This is a genomic window from candidate division WOR-3 bacterium, from assembly GCA_039802205.1.
GTDB lineage: Bacteria > Hydrothermota > Tepidihabitantia > SM23-42 > JAOAFX01 > JAOAFX01.
This window is the reverse complement of record JBDRWD010000021.1, coordinates 19881-34809: the sequence shown is the minus strand read 5'-3', so window position 1 is coordinate 34809 and position 14929 is coordinate 19881. Positions and strand designations below refer to the sequence as shown.

The window sequence follows — 14929 nt, the reverse complement described above, 5'->3', positions numbered from 1 at the left end:
TTTTTATCTTCGGCCATTAGTACCTCCTGTTTAACTAATTTTATTAAAAATTCCGCATATGGGAATAACTATTTTTCATTATATCCTTGACATCATCAGAAAAATTGCTATAATTCCCGCATCCATGAAAGGAGGTGATAATCTAAAAAATAAAAGGTCTTCGCTAAAAAGAGGCATGAAAAGGAGGTAAAATGAGATATGCCTTGATTAGTGCGTTGATTTTATCACTATCCTCAGGACTGGTTTATCAGTCCTTCAGATATCAATCAACAGCCGGGTTGTTTGAAGATGATTACGACCTGCTCTTTGACCCGGCACGCATCTGTGAAATACAAGGTTCAAGACTCTGGACCAGTCTTTCCAATTTTGTTAACGGTTATGAGAATCTCTTCTCCAATGGTAGTGCACCTTATATCCTCATAGGTGGTGCAACCAATTTGGGCAGATTCTCTCCAGGGATGGTCTATGACCACAGCGTTAATAAAGAAGCCCTGGCCACCGGATTAAACGATCCCAATGGCAATCCTATCTATGGTGATGGCAAAGTCCAGATCATTGACTGGAATGACACCGACAATAACGGTAGCTATGACCAGAAAATAGTTCAGACCGAAACCCGTTCGGCTTATCAACAGCTAAAAGATAATAACATGTTCATCGGCCTGGGTTACAAACTGGATAATCTCCGTGTCGGTCTCGGATATCTGAGAATCTGCTACAAAAATATTTTCACCAATCCCTTGTCTAATTTCACCTACGAGTATACGATAGAAGATTTTGATACCCTCACCTTGATAAATCGGGCTAAATTTGCCGGCGATGATAAATACGCATATGGAGAGAATGACCTTTTATTCAGTCTCTGGCGCGATATGGATAAATTAAAACTCGGTCTCCTTGCAGGCTTTGGTCTCCTTGGTTATGGAGATAATGCCGAAATCACTGGTGATTCCGTCATTTACACCCGTCCGGGCGACACCACTACCTTCTACACACATGCGGGGATTCTTGACTCTACAAATCAAAAACAATCCGGAAATATAATCACCGTCAATCTCCGCGCTTTTTATAACTATAACGAAAATGCCCAGGGAAGATTCTATCTCGGCTTCTTTACACAGTCATTGAATTTCGGCGATGATGCGCGGGATCACTACTACAAAACCCGGGAAAATATCATGGCGACATTCACCTGGGATACGATAAATACCTTCACTTATTATGATGGATCATCAAAGATCAAAGGTCTCCAGTTGGGTACAAAACAATTGTTTAAGGTTTCTGAGAGATTAAAATTGGGCCTGGGTGTGATGTTCACCACTACCTCCACATTTGATTCCACTATCGCAAAGGATACCACTGTCACGCGCCGGGTCTTTGATGATAACGATGGAATAAGTTTTGACCCCGATGATTATGTCCAGACGGTCTGGTCAAGCGCAACCTGGATGACGAAAATTACAGGTAGAACTCATACCATCGCGCTCCCGGTAGGCATAGAATTCAACCTCTTCCCCAATCTTGCCTTCCGGTTAGGTGCCCAGCACACCTACACCATGGATGATTATACCACAGTCACCGAACTCATCCAGTATGAGCCCCAGCGTACCAGAACTGTAGATGGGACCGGAACGGTTGTTGAAGATCTTATCGATCCCAATCCGATACCAGTTGGTTCGGATGAAACTCACAAGGTAAATACTCCGCAGACTGATTATTTCTACGGCATCGGCTGGCATGTCACCGATAATCTCCAGATTGATCTCATGGGTTTCAGTGAACTTACCAAATTAGACAATTGGCGTCTTTCTGCAACCTTAAAATTTTAGGAGGCAAAAATGAAAAGGTGGCATCTTTTGGGTCTTGTTTTGTTGACCCTCATTGCCTGCCAGAAGGCAGAGAATCTCCTTTCCCCGGATCCTGATTTGCCCCTGGGCACCGGTGCCGGTAATCTGCCGACGGTGACCAGTATCGTTCCTGCAAATTACACCGAGATGACCGATAATAACAGCAATCAACCAGGCATTCAGGGTTTGATAACCGTCCGTTTTTCTGATTATATGGATCCGGCGAGTGTCACAAACAAAGATAACATCGTAATCCTTGATGTGCGAACGAATACCAATATCCCCCAGGATAAAATCACCACTGAGTATTACCAAGAGATCAAAACCCTTTATATCAATATCTCGGATGTCCCTGATTCCGGCTCTTTTCTCCTCCGCCTTGTCTCGGGTGCCCAAGGAATGAAAAATCTCTATGGCTCGCCTCTTGATGGTGATAACGACGATTTCGCTGATGGGACACCCTATGATGATTACCATTCCACCTTCTGGACCGCACCCCTCTCGGATACCTTAATTGCCACATTCCAACCCACGATTTCAAACTTCTCACCCGATACCGTGGCAATAAATAATACCACACCCCAGATCCAGATTGACTTTCCAGTGATATCGCCAATGGATACAAACACATTAAACACCAGCAATATCAAACTCGCTGACGAAAATGGAACCAACATCGCTTTAAATCTCATCACGCGCACTCCTTACGGCATCACCCTCCAGCCCGCCAATCCATTGACCACGGGGAAAAATTACACCATCACCGTCGTCTGCAATAACATTAAGCGCCTCGGCGACTCCAAGACCCCTCAATACTTATTAAAGCTTGATGGTGACAGAGATGGACCGGAGGAAAACGAACCTGATTTACAGTCTTATTTCCGGGTTGATGACCCGAACAATCCACCCCGGGTGAGCAGCCTTACTCCGATCGGTTCTAACGGAGTGACGATCACCTTCTCCCGGCTCTTAGATAATACGACCATAACCTCCAGCAACATAATTGTCTATGATAATAATGGCTATGTTCCAGGGAGCATGCGTGTATATACCAACAATGCCGGGGACAGAACTATCATCGATTACTACTTCAAAAGAACAATAAGTGCAGGAAGAAGGGTATTTGTTTCAAAAGAGGTGAAAGCAACGAATGGTTATAAACTTGATGGCAACAACAATGGTATCGGCGGCGAACCCTGGGATGACTATAAGGGTGGCTTCTGAAGGCTGAATTAAAGAAAGGCAGAGGGAAGGGCATTAAATAATGCCCTTCCCTTTTTTATTATTTGGGAGGTGTGATGGACCTGAACCAATACCAACAGCTTATCAAAAATATTTATTTTAAAAAGGATGCAAAGAGAGGTCTTGATAAAACTTTTAATTGGTTAATCGAGGAGATTGGCGAACTGGCAAGGGCGATCCGGAAGAAAGATAAAAAAATGATTTACGAAGAATTCGCCGACTGCCTTGCCTGGCTTTTGTCCGTGGGTGTAATTTTAGAGATAGATGCGGAAAAGGCAATGGAGAAGTACCGGAAAGGCTGCCCGAAATGCCAGAAAGAACCTTGCATATGCCCGGAATAAAAGATATGTCAGGTCTCAATATGCCGCAAAAGGAGGTTTTATGTTTCTTATCTTTTTAATGTTCACGAACCTCTCCCCACCCGGACCGGTTCAGGCACACGATGCCCCGGATGATGGCGGAGGAATGGTGATATTAGAATGGCAGTTATCACCGGATGATGCACTCCTTGATGGTTATGAGGTCTACAGGAGTGAAGATGGAATTAATTTTGAAAAGGTCGGGTTCATCGGAAGGAGTCGGAATTCTCTTGATGACCAGACCGAGGATGGAAAAAAATATTATTACCGGGTTGCCGCGGTCAAAGACACAGTGAGGGTATTTTCTGAAATCTCTAACCCGGTAATGAGCTCTGCCCAATGGTTTGACCGGAGCAAGACCAATATCATCATCGCTCTTTTGGTATTGGGAGGTATAATCCTCTACTTTATCGTTCAGGCACGCAAGGGAAAAGAATTGTACATAAGAAAAATTTCGGGCTTACAGGCGGTGGAGGAAGCCGTGGGTCGGGCGACAGAGATGGGAAAACCCATTCTTTACTGCCCTGGCATCGGCTATATTGAACAGATTGCGACGATTGCCTCATTGAATATATTGGGTGAGGTTGCTAAAAAAACTGCCCAATATAATACCAAACTGATCAATCCCCATTATGACCCAATTGTGTATACAGTAGCACGGGAGATCATCAAGGAATCCTATACCAAGGTAGGTCGTCCGGATGCCTTTGACCCGGAGAGTGTATTCTTTGTGACAGACTCACAGTTTGCTTATGCCGCTGCCCTTGACGGAATTATGCTTAGGGAAAGACCCGCAACTAATTTCCTCATCGGCACCTTCTATGCCGAATCCCTCATCCTCGCGGAAACCGGTGCTTCCACAGGTGCGATCCAGATAAGCGGAACCGACTCCCTTGCCCAGTTACCATTTCTTGTGACCGCATGTGACTACACATTGATCGGCGAAGAACTCTATGCAGCGAGCGCCTATATCTCAAGGGAGCCCCTGCTCATGGGTGCAATTAAAGGCGAAGATTGGGGGAAGTTGATAATTGCAGGCATCCTCATCTTTGCCTCAATTGTAGGTTTAATAACCAACTTTCCTGTTCTAAATTTATTCCGATAGGAGAAAGATATGACAAGGACATTACCTTTAATTTTGGTTTTTATCTTTGGTATTTTGGGTATCATACCTTTCGTCGTTCCCCATCCTGTTGTCCAGAATAGCGATGAATTTTTACGCAACGACCTTTTACGCATCCTCGCGGCATTTGCACTCGTTCTGGGTCTGGGAAGTCTTTTACGGGTCCATTTTGACAAAATCCAGCATCGGAGGGAGAATTGGGAATATTCCTGGGTTCTTTTAATCACCTTCTTTGTTACCTCTATAATCGGTTTATTCGGAGGAGTTTCCGGAACCGGTCCACTCCCAACAAAGATTGGTAATTTCCCCTTTGACATCCAGACGATTTATCTCCATGTAGAAGTCCCCCTGGGTGCTACCATGTTTGCCCTTTTATCCTTTTTCATGGCATCGGCTGCCTATCGCTCCTTCCGTGCCCGGTCTGCTGAAGCGACTTTACTGCTTATCTCTGCCTTTGTGGTGATGCTCGGGATTCTACCTCTTGGTAATCAAATCTCACCCCATTTGCCCTCCTTTGCCCAATGGATAATGGATGTGCCCAATGTCGCAGGAAAGAGGGGTATCGCCTTCGGCATCGCACTCGGTTCCCTGGCTACAGCCTTAAAGATTCTTTTGGGTATTGAGCGTTCCTGGCTGGGAGGTGGAGAGTGAATCTCGTAGATTTAATGCTCAAGATCGACCGGAGAATAATCTATCTTGTGCTGGCGGTGGTAGTAATCTTACCCTTGATCATCCCCTCGGTACAGCATGTTCGGGTAATGCCTCCAGTTGAGAAATTGTATAACGCAGTGGATACCATCCCGGTTGATAAAGTCCTGATGATAGATTTTGATTATGACCCGCAGACCCAACCTGAATTAGAACCAATGGCTTTAGCTATTCTCAGGCATGCCTTTAAAAAGCGGATAAAAGTTCTGGCTTTGAGTTTATATGTTCAGCCGCTCGGACTGGCGAAGGCTGCACTTGACCAGGTGGTGGGAGAATTCAATGCCGAGGCAAAATCAAGGGCGGATAGTATCATTTATGGACGAGATTATATATTTTTGGGCTGGCAACCTCCGCCCCTTGTGCCTATCTTGGGTATGGGCGAGAGCATCACCAATGTCTACAAGAAAGACTATTATGGCAATCAGACCGATACTTTACCACTCATGAAAAGGGTGAAAAATTATAATCAGGTGGGGCTTTTGATATGTATCAGCAGCGGTGACCCACCGTTATGGTGGGTGGGTTATGCCCAGAATCGATTCGGACTAAAAGTTGGTGTAGGTTGCACCGCGGTCTCGGCGAGTGATTACTATCCGTATCTCCAGACCGGACAGTTCAGCGGATTGATGGTAGGCATGAAAGGGGCAGCCGAATATGAAGAACTCGTGGAAACGCGTTTGGCTATTTATAAACACCGGAAGGCGAGCACCGCCCTGCCTTCACTAACCTATGCCCATCTGGTAATGATGATTTTTATTATCATCGGCAATATCGGGTATTTTATAAAAAGGAGAAAAAAGTGAATATCTCTTTAGACCCCTGGGTATGGATCAGTGCGCTTTTAAGCCTTGCCATCTTCTCTTTTTTATACAAAGACAACCCCTTCTATAAGTTTGCTGAACATGTCTTTGTAGGTGCTGCAAATGGTTATGCAGTAACATTCTACTGGCATAACATTCTCGTTCCTTCACTCTTTGACCCCTTATTCAGACAGGGAAAGTTAATCTACATCCTCTCCCTCATCATCGGTGTGTTATATTTCACCCGCTTCATTCCCCGTCTCTCCTGGCTCGTGCGCATACCGATTGGTATCACCATCGGTTATTATACCGGAGCATCAATCCCTGCTACCATTCAGGCGAATATCATCAAACAGATTCAGGGAACAATCCTGACAAAAGAAAACTTTCTCGCCTGGCATGCCGGAAATACCGGTATCCTCTGGTCGATAATCCTATTCATCGGCGTTCTGTGTACCCTCTCTTATTTCTATTTCTCAAAAGAACACAAAGGGTTGCTCAAAATATCCTCCCGCATCGGAATAATCTTCATCATGGTCGGATTTGGCGCAGCTTTCGGTTATACGGTGATGGCGAGGGTCTCTTTATTGATTGGTCGCTTACAGTACTTACTCGGACCCTGGTTGGGAATAATCAAATAGCTTTATCGAGCAAATCCAGAATTTTTCTCTGCATCGAAAAGATACCGGATTTGAGAAATATAGATTCAACTTTTTTCTTGATTTTTCAGTGACACTAAATATACTTAAGAATCGGATTGATAATCTGGCGCGTAAAGCCCGTGATCAAATAGCAAAAAGGGGTGACTATGATAAATTATGGACTTACAATCTTGCTCTTTACCCTGAGTCCGCCCGAGAATGTGCGGGCATTAAAAATAATCAATCAGGATAGTATAAGCATCACCCTCACATGGGAGACAAAAGAAAAAAATGTTGAGTGTTACGAAATCTACCGTTCGCAGTATATCCTCCTTAAAACCCTCATTCAGGATACCCTCTACATTGATTCCGATATCCGTCCGGATGACGAATACCTCTACGACATTGTCAAGAAGGAACGAATGAAATGTTATAACGGACAGAAAAATTTTTTAAAAGTTGTATCTATCGGATACCAGGTCATCCGGGATACCATCAATAACCGGAATATTATAAAATGGAAAAGGCCAAACGATTTATATCTCAAGGAGATCTATGAAATCTGGCGCACAGCCCGGAACGGTCCTTATGAAATCATCGGCACCGTTTCCAAGAATCAATTGAGTTTTCGGGATACAACAATCAAAGACGGTGTAAAATATTTTTATAAAGTCGCCAATGTCCGGGGTTCGGAGAGAGCGTGCTCAGAACCTTCGCCACCGCTTTTCACCATTGGCACGCCCAAGTTTTTACAGGCTTCTGACATTCCCAATGATGAGGGGGGTGGTTTCAAAATCACCTGGGAACCATCCCAGAATTATGGACTTATAAAAAGTTATGCATTAATGCGACTGGTTTATGATTCAATCGCTGCTTTCAAGGACACCTTTTTCTATGTTGATTCAACTGTAAAACCCGAGGTTGATTACCATTATTACATCGGTAAGAACTACCAGATTGTTATGCCGGCAAGTATCGTTGCTGATTCCGTAGGAATGACCGGAAGGGTGATAAGGATCGAATGGAAATTAAATCCAAAGGTGGTGGGGCAGAATTATGATTTGACCTTAATCTATCGTGCAGAGAAGGACAGCACAGATAAGTTCAAATATATCGATTACACGGCACCGGATGCGGTTAAATTCATTGATGGCACTGCCGAGCCTGGTAAGGAATATCTTTATGAAGCCCGGGCGGTTAAGGAAGTAAGAATTCCGCACCGCATTATCCAAGACACGATAATTGGCGACAAAAGAGCAATCTCTTTATCCTGGCAAAAATCAAAAGAGCCACCAGAATTTCTCGGTTATTATGTGATGCGGGCTGAGAAGGATAGTGGAAATTATGGAGTGTATGCGCGTCTGGGTTCCCAAGTAAACACTTACCAAGACCGTATTGGCATATACGACGGTGTTCCCTATGCTTATAAAATCGTTGCGATTACTAAGGATGGTGAGAGAATCTTTTCCCAGACCACACCCTATGTTGTTTCCTCACCCCAGTGGTTCCATACGGGAAGAATCAATGCTTTGATTGGTATCATTATCTTTGTTTTCCTGGTGGTGTTCTTTATTGAATATACCAAGAAAAAACAGAATATATTTGTGCGCCGGATTGCCGGTTTATCCGCGATTGATGAAGCCGTGGGACGAGCAACCGAGATGGGACGACCGATTCTATATGTTCCAGGAACCTCTGATATTAGCGATGTTGCAACGATCGCCTCTTTAAATATCCTGAGCGAGGTGGCGAAAAAGTCTGCCCAGTACAATACCCCCTTGATCGTGCCCAATCGTGACCCAATTGTCTTCACGGTGGCACGCGAGGTTGTTAAAGAGGCCTACAATAAAGTCGGGCGACCAGATGCCTTTAATCCGGATTCCGTGTATTTTATCACCGACTCCCAGTTTGCCTATGCCGCCGCGGTAAGTGGTATAATGATCAGGGAGAAACCTGCAACGAATTTTTTGGTAGGCATGTTCTGGGCCGAATCCTTGATCATGGCGGAAAGTGGTGCCTCAACCGGAGCTATACAGATTTCAGGAACCGATGCAATCACCCAATTACCATTTTTTATCACTGCCTGTGACTATACCCTTATCGGTGAAGAATTGTATGCGGCGAGTGCCTATATCTCAAGGGAACCAACGCTCCTCGCCGCCCTGAAGAGTCAGGACTACAGCAAACTGGTGATTGCCGGTGTGCTAATAATCGCCACCATTCTGGCGTTGCTGAATCTGGGCATTCCAGTCTATAATATCTTCCATGTCCAATAACAATTAAAGGAGGTAAGATGCAACGCACTATTCCTTTAATGATAGTCCTGATCATCGGCATTGCTATGCTTGTCCAATTTTTCATACCCCACCGGATATCGAAAGATATCTATATGAATTTTCTGGACTGGCTGGGGATAATCGCCTCTTTTGCCTTAGTCTTAGGATTGGGCAGCCTGATAAACCATCACATTGATAAGATCCGGAGGAAAAAAGAGCACTGGCAATACTCCTGGGTGACCCTCATCTCCATCGTAGTCGTTGCAATCATTGGACTATTCGGAGGGATGGAAGGAAAAGGACCATTACCAGTACAGTTCCGATTACCCATCGGCGATAAAATCCTGGTGGTGAAATACTCAATCCAGACCATCTATGATAATGTGATGACCCCTTTGGGGGCAACAATGTTTGCTTTGTTGGCATTCTTTATGGCATCTGCTGCCTACCGCGCATTCCGTGCCCGGACATTGGAAGCAACGCTCCTCCTTGTCGCCGCCTTCATTGTCATGGTTGGGGTAGTCCCCCTCGGCTATTATATCTCACCCAAACTTCCTTATCTTGCACAGTGGATAATGGATGTGCCCAATACCGCATCAAAAAGAGGAATTCTCTTTGGAGTAGGTTTAGGGGTAGCAGCAACCTCACTTAAAATTATTTTAGGGATTGAAAGAAACTGGTTAGGAGGCGGGAAATGAAATTCTGGGAATATCTTTTGAGGATTGACCGGCGGATAGTCTTTTTACTCGTCGGACTTTCGGTGTTGATTCCGCTACTTTTCCCTTTCCGGATAAAAACGAATGTCATGCCATATACCCAGAAATTGTTTGATGTAATAGAGACGATTGACCCGGAAAACCAAGGAATTTTAATCTCAGCTGATTATGATCCCCAAACGATGCCTGAATTACATCCGATGTTCATTGCCCTGTTAAGACATGCCTTTGCCCGGCGCATTCCGGTGCTTGTGATGACCTCTTATATCCAGGGTCCGGGACTGGCACAGCAAGGATTAAACCAGGTAACGGAAGAATTCAATGCCCGGGCTCAGACAAACCAGGATTCAATTCTCTATGGCCGGGACTATGTCTTTCTCGGCTATCCGCCCTTATGGCTTGCAGCGGTATTGAGGATGGGATCGGATATAAGTCAGGCATTTCCCGCTGATTATTACAAAAACCGGACTGCTTCTTTAGAAATGATGAAGAAGATAAAGAACTATAACGATATCGGAGTAATCATCTCCATTGCTGGAAGTGCAATACCTCAATCCTGGGTTATCTATGCCAATACCCGCTTTGGTGTCCGGGTTGGGTCAGGTGCCACTGCCGTGACTGCACCAGATTTTTATCCCTTTTTACAGACCGGGCAGATGTGCGGGATGATTGCTGGGCTAAAAGGTGCTTCAGAATACGAATATCTGGTCAGTACCAAATATAATCTCACCGGAGCTACACCCGCTACCCGGGGCATGGGTTCGCAATCCATCGCCCATCTGATGATTCTTTTATTGGTGATCATCGGCAACATTGGGTATTTTGCGACAAGGAGGAAGAAATGAACCAGGATCCCTGGATCTGGATTGGTGCATTTCTAACCATCGGAATCCTTTCTTTTCTTTATAAAGAAAATCCCTTTTATCGGTTCTGTGAACATCTCTTCGTGGGAGTAGCAAACGGCTATGCAATTGCCGTAACCTACCACCTCGTTTTGACACCCAGGCTTATTTTACCGTTACAGGGTGGAAATTACTGGGTTTTAATCCCCATGGTGATTGGCTTATTATACTTCTTCCGCTTCGTTCCCCGTCTCTCCTGGCTCGTGCGCATTCCAATTGCCGTTGCCCTCGGTTTTTCTTCAGGGGTAAGTATTCCAGCGATAATCCAGGCAGATGTGATCAAACAGATTCAAGGCACTGTAATCTATCCCCACCTCTTTTCGAATTGGCAACAGGGTTTATGGGCAGTACTGATCTTCATCGGTGTCCTTAGCACAATTTTCTTTTTCTTCTTCTCCCGAGAACATAAGGGTGTGCTAAAACCGATCTCCTATCTCGGCATTATATTCATCATGGTTGGCTTTGGCGCCTCATTCGGTTATACCGTGATGGCACGACTTTCTTTACTTATCGGACGGCTCCAGTTTTTGTTTGGCACCTGGTTGGGGCTGATAAAATAACCATTGCAACCTAAGAAGCTGTTATTTTTCGTAATCTTGGCGGCTTTGATCTTACGCCTTTTTCATTTTTATCAATTGAAAAAAAATAATCCGATCTTTGATCTGCCCATTGTTGATTCAGCCGAATATGTAAAAGTTGCAGAGCATATTGTAAATAAAAACTTCTTAGGATTGCCCAATTCCTATTACCATCCACCATTTTATTACTACTTCGTAGCTCTAAGCTATAAAATTTTCAGACATCCAGTCGATGCTGTCAGAATAATCCAGATTCTTATGGACTTGCTAAATCTTTTGATGTTGTATTACATTGGACAAAAACTATTAAATGCCTCTATCGCTCTGATGGGCGCAATCTTTTATGCCTCATATCTTCCCATAATCCAAAGCGCTTCCGAAATCCTTCCGCCGGTACTGATAATCTTTTTCATGCTGATGCACATCGTTTTTTGGATTAAGTTTTCTCAGGGGAGTGAGACAAATAATATAAATTTAATCCCACTCCTTGTCAGCGCTTCCGCTTTCGGATTGTTAACAATAACCCTCACAAATTTTTTGATATTATTGCCCATCGTAATCATTTTTATTTATCTCGTTCTCCGAGACCTTCCGCTTTTAGCAAAAATAAAATATATTTTAATGTTTCTCATCATTGCCATACTGCCCGCGACTTTATCAACCCTACGGAATATTCTCCACTCTAAGGAACTGGTAGTAATATCCTATAATGGGGGGATAAATTTTTATATCGGCAATAATCCAGAGATCAATAAAACTGTAGCACTCCAACCAGGTTATCAATGGGATAGTCTCTTGACGACGGCTTACATCTCGACAAAAATAACTAACTTTGCCCAGATGCAGAACTATTGGTATAAAAAGGCACTGGAATTTATCATCAAAAATCCTTTAAACTGGATTTCGATTACTGCTAAAAAGGCCCTTTTGTTTTTTAATGCCCATGAATTTCCACGTAATACCGATGAGCAATTTTTTAATAATTTCTCTATTCTCAGTCATCTACCCCTGCCCCGGGCAGGACTTTTATTTCCACTGGCGCTTACCGGCTTAATTTATTACACAGTTTTTGAAAAAAATAAAAGATCAAAGATACTGTTTTTCTTCGTGTTATTTTTCAATGCTATTTACAGCTTGACCATAATTTTAATGTTCATCGCCTCCCGTTATAGATTGCCGGTTATTCCATTCTTTTGCCTGTATGCTGGATATATTCTAATCACCATTATAAAGGATTTTAAGCAAAAGAATTACCCTTCTCTCTCAATCATTTTCGGTATTTTTTTATTCTCTATGATCGGGACCAGGAATAAATTTTTTAAAAACGAATACCCGTATGAAAAACCACCCTCTCTCGTTTATATCCAAATCAGCCGGGCACTTCTTGAAAATAATCGATTATACGATGTTGAAAAATATCTAACCACCGGCTTCCACATGCCGGATGATGAGCTAAAATATGAATTGTATTATGTAGCAGGTTTGTATTATGATAAAATTGGTGATTTCGGAAAAAGTGTCGAAAGCTTCAAGAAGGCATGCACATTAAATCCTTATTTTCATTATGCCTATAACCAACTTGGATATCTCTTTAAAAAATCTGGTGCAATCGACAGTGCGGTTTATTATTTGAACATCGCCTTAAATCTACCGCACGCCGATGCCATGCTATATTATAATCTCGCAGACTGCTATCTTATGAAAGGTGAAATTAACAAGGCACTGAATATTCTTGATTATTACCGGACGAAAATTCCGTCTCCAAATCCAATTATTTACGAAGGTTTGGGTAGGCTATACCTAAAATTTAAAGACTACCGGAATGCAGCACAATGCTTTGTTCAAGCAATAAAATATCCGCAGGGCTATGAAATCCCACCCGAGATATTCAATCTCGCAGGCATTTGTTATTTTCAATTGCATGATTTAAAAAACGCCCAAAAATACTGGCGAATGGGTTTACAAAAAAATAAGCACTATCAACCAATACTTCAAAATTTACAATTGCTCACCAAATAAAAAAGGGGGCTTTTGGGCCCCCTTTTTTATTTTTCTTTCTGTTAGTGGGCAACCACCAGTTTACCCGAGAGTTGCTCTTTGCCAGCCTTGAGAACCACTACATAGGCACCATTTGCAAGTTCACGGGTATCAATGTTCGTGCTGTAGAACCCGGCATTCCTGTGACCCTGCTCAACCTTTCGGACCAATCGGCCATCAGCACTGTAAAGGTCGATTGTGAGATTCCCTGCCTTGGGTAACGCATAGGCAATATGTGCTTGATTGCGCACCGGGTTGGGTGCAATATTGAGTGCCAGTTTCTTTGGAGTCTCGGTCCTGTTCTCCGCAATACCGACGATGGGATTTCTGCCCACATACCAGCGGGATGGTGTGGGACTACCATTCTGGATATTGTCATAGAGGTCGAGCAAAGGATCGGCGATGGCGCAACCGAAGGTGAAGAAGAACTGACCATTTCCTACTGCATCAACTCTCTTGGCAATCTGCCAGAGACAGTTGTTGTGATCGTTGATATCGCTCGTAAGACTAACCGGTGTGTGCCATGTGGTTCCACCATCCGTTGAATAGTTGTAGTAAATGTCCCAGAAAGTATTTGAGCCAGTGCCGCCTCTTGTTTCACCGAACAAGACGACGACATAATTCCCACCAGTGGCAATGGTAGGATAGAAATTCTCTGCACCGGCGGTGGTAACTCCGACCTCAATACAAGGTTGACCCGGAGCAACCGAGACATAGACTTTGCCTTCATAGGGATATTCATTATCATCACCGTTCACCATATCAAATACAATCACCGGGTTGCCGGCATCGGTAACCGCCACCTGACCCCAATAGAAGATATTGTTCGTAAAGGGATTGGGCCAAACCAAATTGTAGGTCTGGGTTGAACTCCAGTCGATGCCATCGGTTGAAGTCTTGTAGTAGACATTCAAATTTGCATCATACCAGAAGACATAGGCCGTGCCACCATTGATATCAAATCCGAAATAGTAGCTCGGACCCGGAGAAATCACTCCTCCACCCAGTTGCTGAGTCAAGTCGTAATTGTATGTTTGATAAAGAATATCATAGCTTCCGGTAACTCCGATGAAGAGGATATTGCCATTGGGAAGTTGTTTGCCAATGCACTTATGGGTGCCAACATTGCCGGCAAGATTGACTGGGTCATCCCAGAACGAGGAGAACCAGCCTCCGCTTTCATACTGACCCATCATCAATCCCCAAGCACCAGCCTGAAGAACGGGTGCTGAGATATGTGGACCTTGACCATCAACTGAAGCAACACTGGTAGGATAGCGCGCACCACCACCCAACTGCTGAGAATAAACATTCTCATCAGTTATAGTGAAAGTGAAGTTCTTATCGGTCTGCCAGACATCAAGATTATTACCAATCGCAAAATTCCGGCAGACAAATTCCAGATATTCATCGGTGGGATTATAGGCAAGGCATTCCTGCATCTGAGTCCACATGCAATACTCATTTGCCGAGGAATCTGCGGGGATTATCTCGGCACGGGTCAGCACTGGCACATGTTTATCACAATGACCAGTCCCATCATCTAATTTTGCCTTATCTATGTTTGCCGGCACCACGGTTGCCCACAAAACCACCGATAATAACCCTAAGATTGTCAATATTTTTTTCATGTTCACTCCTTTCTTTTAAAACCATCCTGCTAAAATAGTTCCCAGCATTTGCTGGGAGATTGCAACCTG

General features: G+C 43.9%; 13 protein-coding genes. 12 read left to right on the top strand and 1 reads right to left on the bottom strand.

Translation table 11 applies throughout. The features are described 5' to 3' along the window. The first annotated feature begins 191 nt into the window (after positions 1 to 191). From ABIL39_06130 to ABIL39_06075, 12 genes are all read left to right on the top strand, one after another. Positions 192 to 1829: a hypothetical protein gene (locus ABIL39_06130; GenBank protein MEO0165698.1), complete on the top strand. Its 1638-nt coding sequence runs from the start codon at positions 192 to 194 to the stop codon at positions 1827 to 1829. A gap of 9 nt (positions 1830 to 1838) precedes the next feature. Next, positions 1839 to 3071: an Ig-like domain-containing protein gene (locus tag ABIL39_06125; GenBank protein MEO0165697.1), complete on the top strand. Its 1233-nt coding sequence runs from the start codon at positions 1839 to 1841 to the stop codon at positions 3069 to 3071. A 74-nt stretch (positions 3072 to 3145) separates the two neighbouring features. Next, on the top strand, positions 3146 to 3430 hold the full coding sequence (locus ABIL39_06120; GenBank protein MEO0165696.1) for a MazG nucleotide pyrophosphohydrolase domain-containing protein: 285 nt from the start codon (positions 3146 to 3148) through the stop codon (positions 3428 to 3430). Positions 3431 to 3470: 40 nt separating this feature from the next. Further along, entirely contained in the window at positions 3471 to 4553 is a 1083-nt protein-coding gene (locus ABIL39_06115) for a DUF6754 domain-containing protein (GenBank protein ID MEO0165695.1), read from the top strand. A 9-nt stretch (positions 4554 to 4562) separates the two neighbouring features. Then, positions 4563 to 5222, top strand: coding sequence for a hypothetical protein (locus ABIL39_06110; protein ID MEO0165694.1), 660 nt, complete (start codon positions 4563 to 4565; stop codon positions 5220 to 5222). Then, positions 5219 to 6082, top strand: coding sequence for a hypothetical protein (locus tag ABIL39_06105; GenBank protein MEO0165693.1), 864 nt, complete (start codon positions 5219 to 5221; stop codon positions 6080 to 6082). Before ABIL39_06110 ends, ABIL39_06105 begins: the two co-directional genes overlap by 4 nt. Beyond that, a complete protein-coding gene (locus ABIL39_06100; GenBank protein ID MEO0165692.1) occupies positions 6079 to 6720 on the top strand; it encodes a hypothetical protein in 642 nt (213 codons plus the stop codon). Before ABIL39_06105 ends, ABIL39_06100 begins: the two co-directional genes overlap by 4 nt. Before the next feature lie 167 nt (positions 6721 to 6887). Beyond that, positions 6888 to 8996 carry a DUF6754 domain-containing protein gene (locus ABIL39_06095; GenBank protein MEO0165691.1) on the top strand — a complete coding sequence of 703 codons (2109 nt, stop codon included), beginning with the start codon at positions 6888 to 6890 and terminating at the stop codon, positions 8994 to 8996. Positions 8997 to 9013: 17 nt separating this feature from the next. Beyond that, the gene (locus ABIL39_06090) at positions 9014 to 9694 is read left to right on the top strand and encodes a hypothetical protein (protein MEO0165690.1); all 681 of its coding nucleotides are present in this window, start codon (positions 9014 to 9016) and stop codon (positions 9692 to 9694) included. Then, complete coding sequence (locus tag ABIL39_06085; protein ID MEO0165689.1) at positions 9691 to 10557, top strand: hypothetical protein; 867 nt, start codon at positions 9691 to 9693, stop codon at positions 10555 to 10557. The genes ABIL39_06090 and ABIL39_06085 overlap by 4 nt, the downstream gene beginning before the upstream one ends. Continuing rightward, the gene (locus ABIL39_06080; GenBank protein ID MEO0165688.1) at positions 10554 to 11174 is read left to right on the top strand and encodes a hypothetical protein; all 621 of its coding nucleotides are present in this window, start codon (positions 10554 to 10556) and stop codon (positions 11172 to 11174) included. The genes ABIL39_06085 and ABIL39_06080 overlap by 4 nt, the downstream gene beginning before the upstream one ends. Positions 11175 to 11177: 3 nt before the next feature. After that, a complete protein-coding gene (locus ABIL39_06075; GenBank protein ID MEO0165687.1) occupies positions 11178 to 13211 on the top strand; it encodes a glycosyltransferase family 39 protein in 2034 nt (677 codons plus the stop codon). A 41-nt stretch (positions 13212 to 13252) separates the two neighbouring features. On the opposite strand, the gene ABIL39_06070 is transcribed toward ABIL39_06075, so the two are convergent. Then, positions 13253 to 14860, bottom strand: coding sequence for a T9SS type A sorting domain-containing protein (locus ABIL39_06070; GenBank protein MEO0165686.1), 1608 nt, complete (start codon positions 14858 to 14860; stop codon positions 13253 to 13255). Positions 14861 to 14929 lie beyond the last annotated feature (69 nt).

Excerpts from the sequence above, each read along its gene's own strand:
- ABIL39_06130 (MEO0165698.1), top strand. The coding sequence starts at position 192 with ATGAGATATGCCTTGATTAGTGCGTTGATTTTATCACTATCCTCAGGA.
- ABIL39_06125 (MEO0165697.1), top strand. The coding sequence starts at position 1,839 with ATGAAAAGGTGGCATCTTTTGGGTCTTGTTTTGTTGACCCTCATTGCC.
- ABIL39_06120 (MEO0165696.1), top strand. The coding sequence starts at position 3,146 with ATGGACCTGAACCAATACCAACAGCTTATCAAAAATATTTATTTTAAA.
- ABIL39_06115 (MEO0165695.1), top strand. The coding sequence starts at position 3,471 with ATGTTTCTTATCTTTTTAATGTTCACGAACCTCTCCCCACCCGGACCG.
- ABIL39_06110 (MEO0165694.1), top strand. The coding sequence starts at position 4,563 with ATGACAAGGACATTACCTTTAATTTTGGTTTTTATCTTTGGTATTTTG.
- ABIL39_06095 (MEO0165691.1), top strand. The coding sequence starts at position 6,888 with ATGATAAATTATGGACTTACAATCTTGCTCTTTACCCTGAGTCCGCCC.
- ABIL39_06090 (MEO0165690.1), top strand. The coding sequence starts at position 9,014 with ATGCAACGCACTATTCCTTTAATGATAGTCCTGATCATCGGCATTGCT.
- ABIL39_06085 (MEO0165689.1), top strand. The coding sequence starts at position 9,691 with ATGAAATTCTGGGAATATCTTTTGAGGATTGACCGGCGGATAGTCTTT.
- ABIL39_06080 (MEO0165688.1), top strand. The coding sequence starts at position 10,554 with ATGAACCAGGATCCCTGGATCTGGATTGGTGCATTTCTAACCATCGGA.
- ABIL39_06070 (MEO0165686.1), bottom strand. The coding sequence starts at position 14,860 with ATGAAAAAAATATTGACAATCTTAGGGTTATTATCGGTGGTTTTGTGG.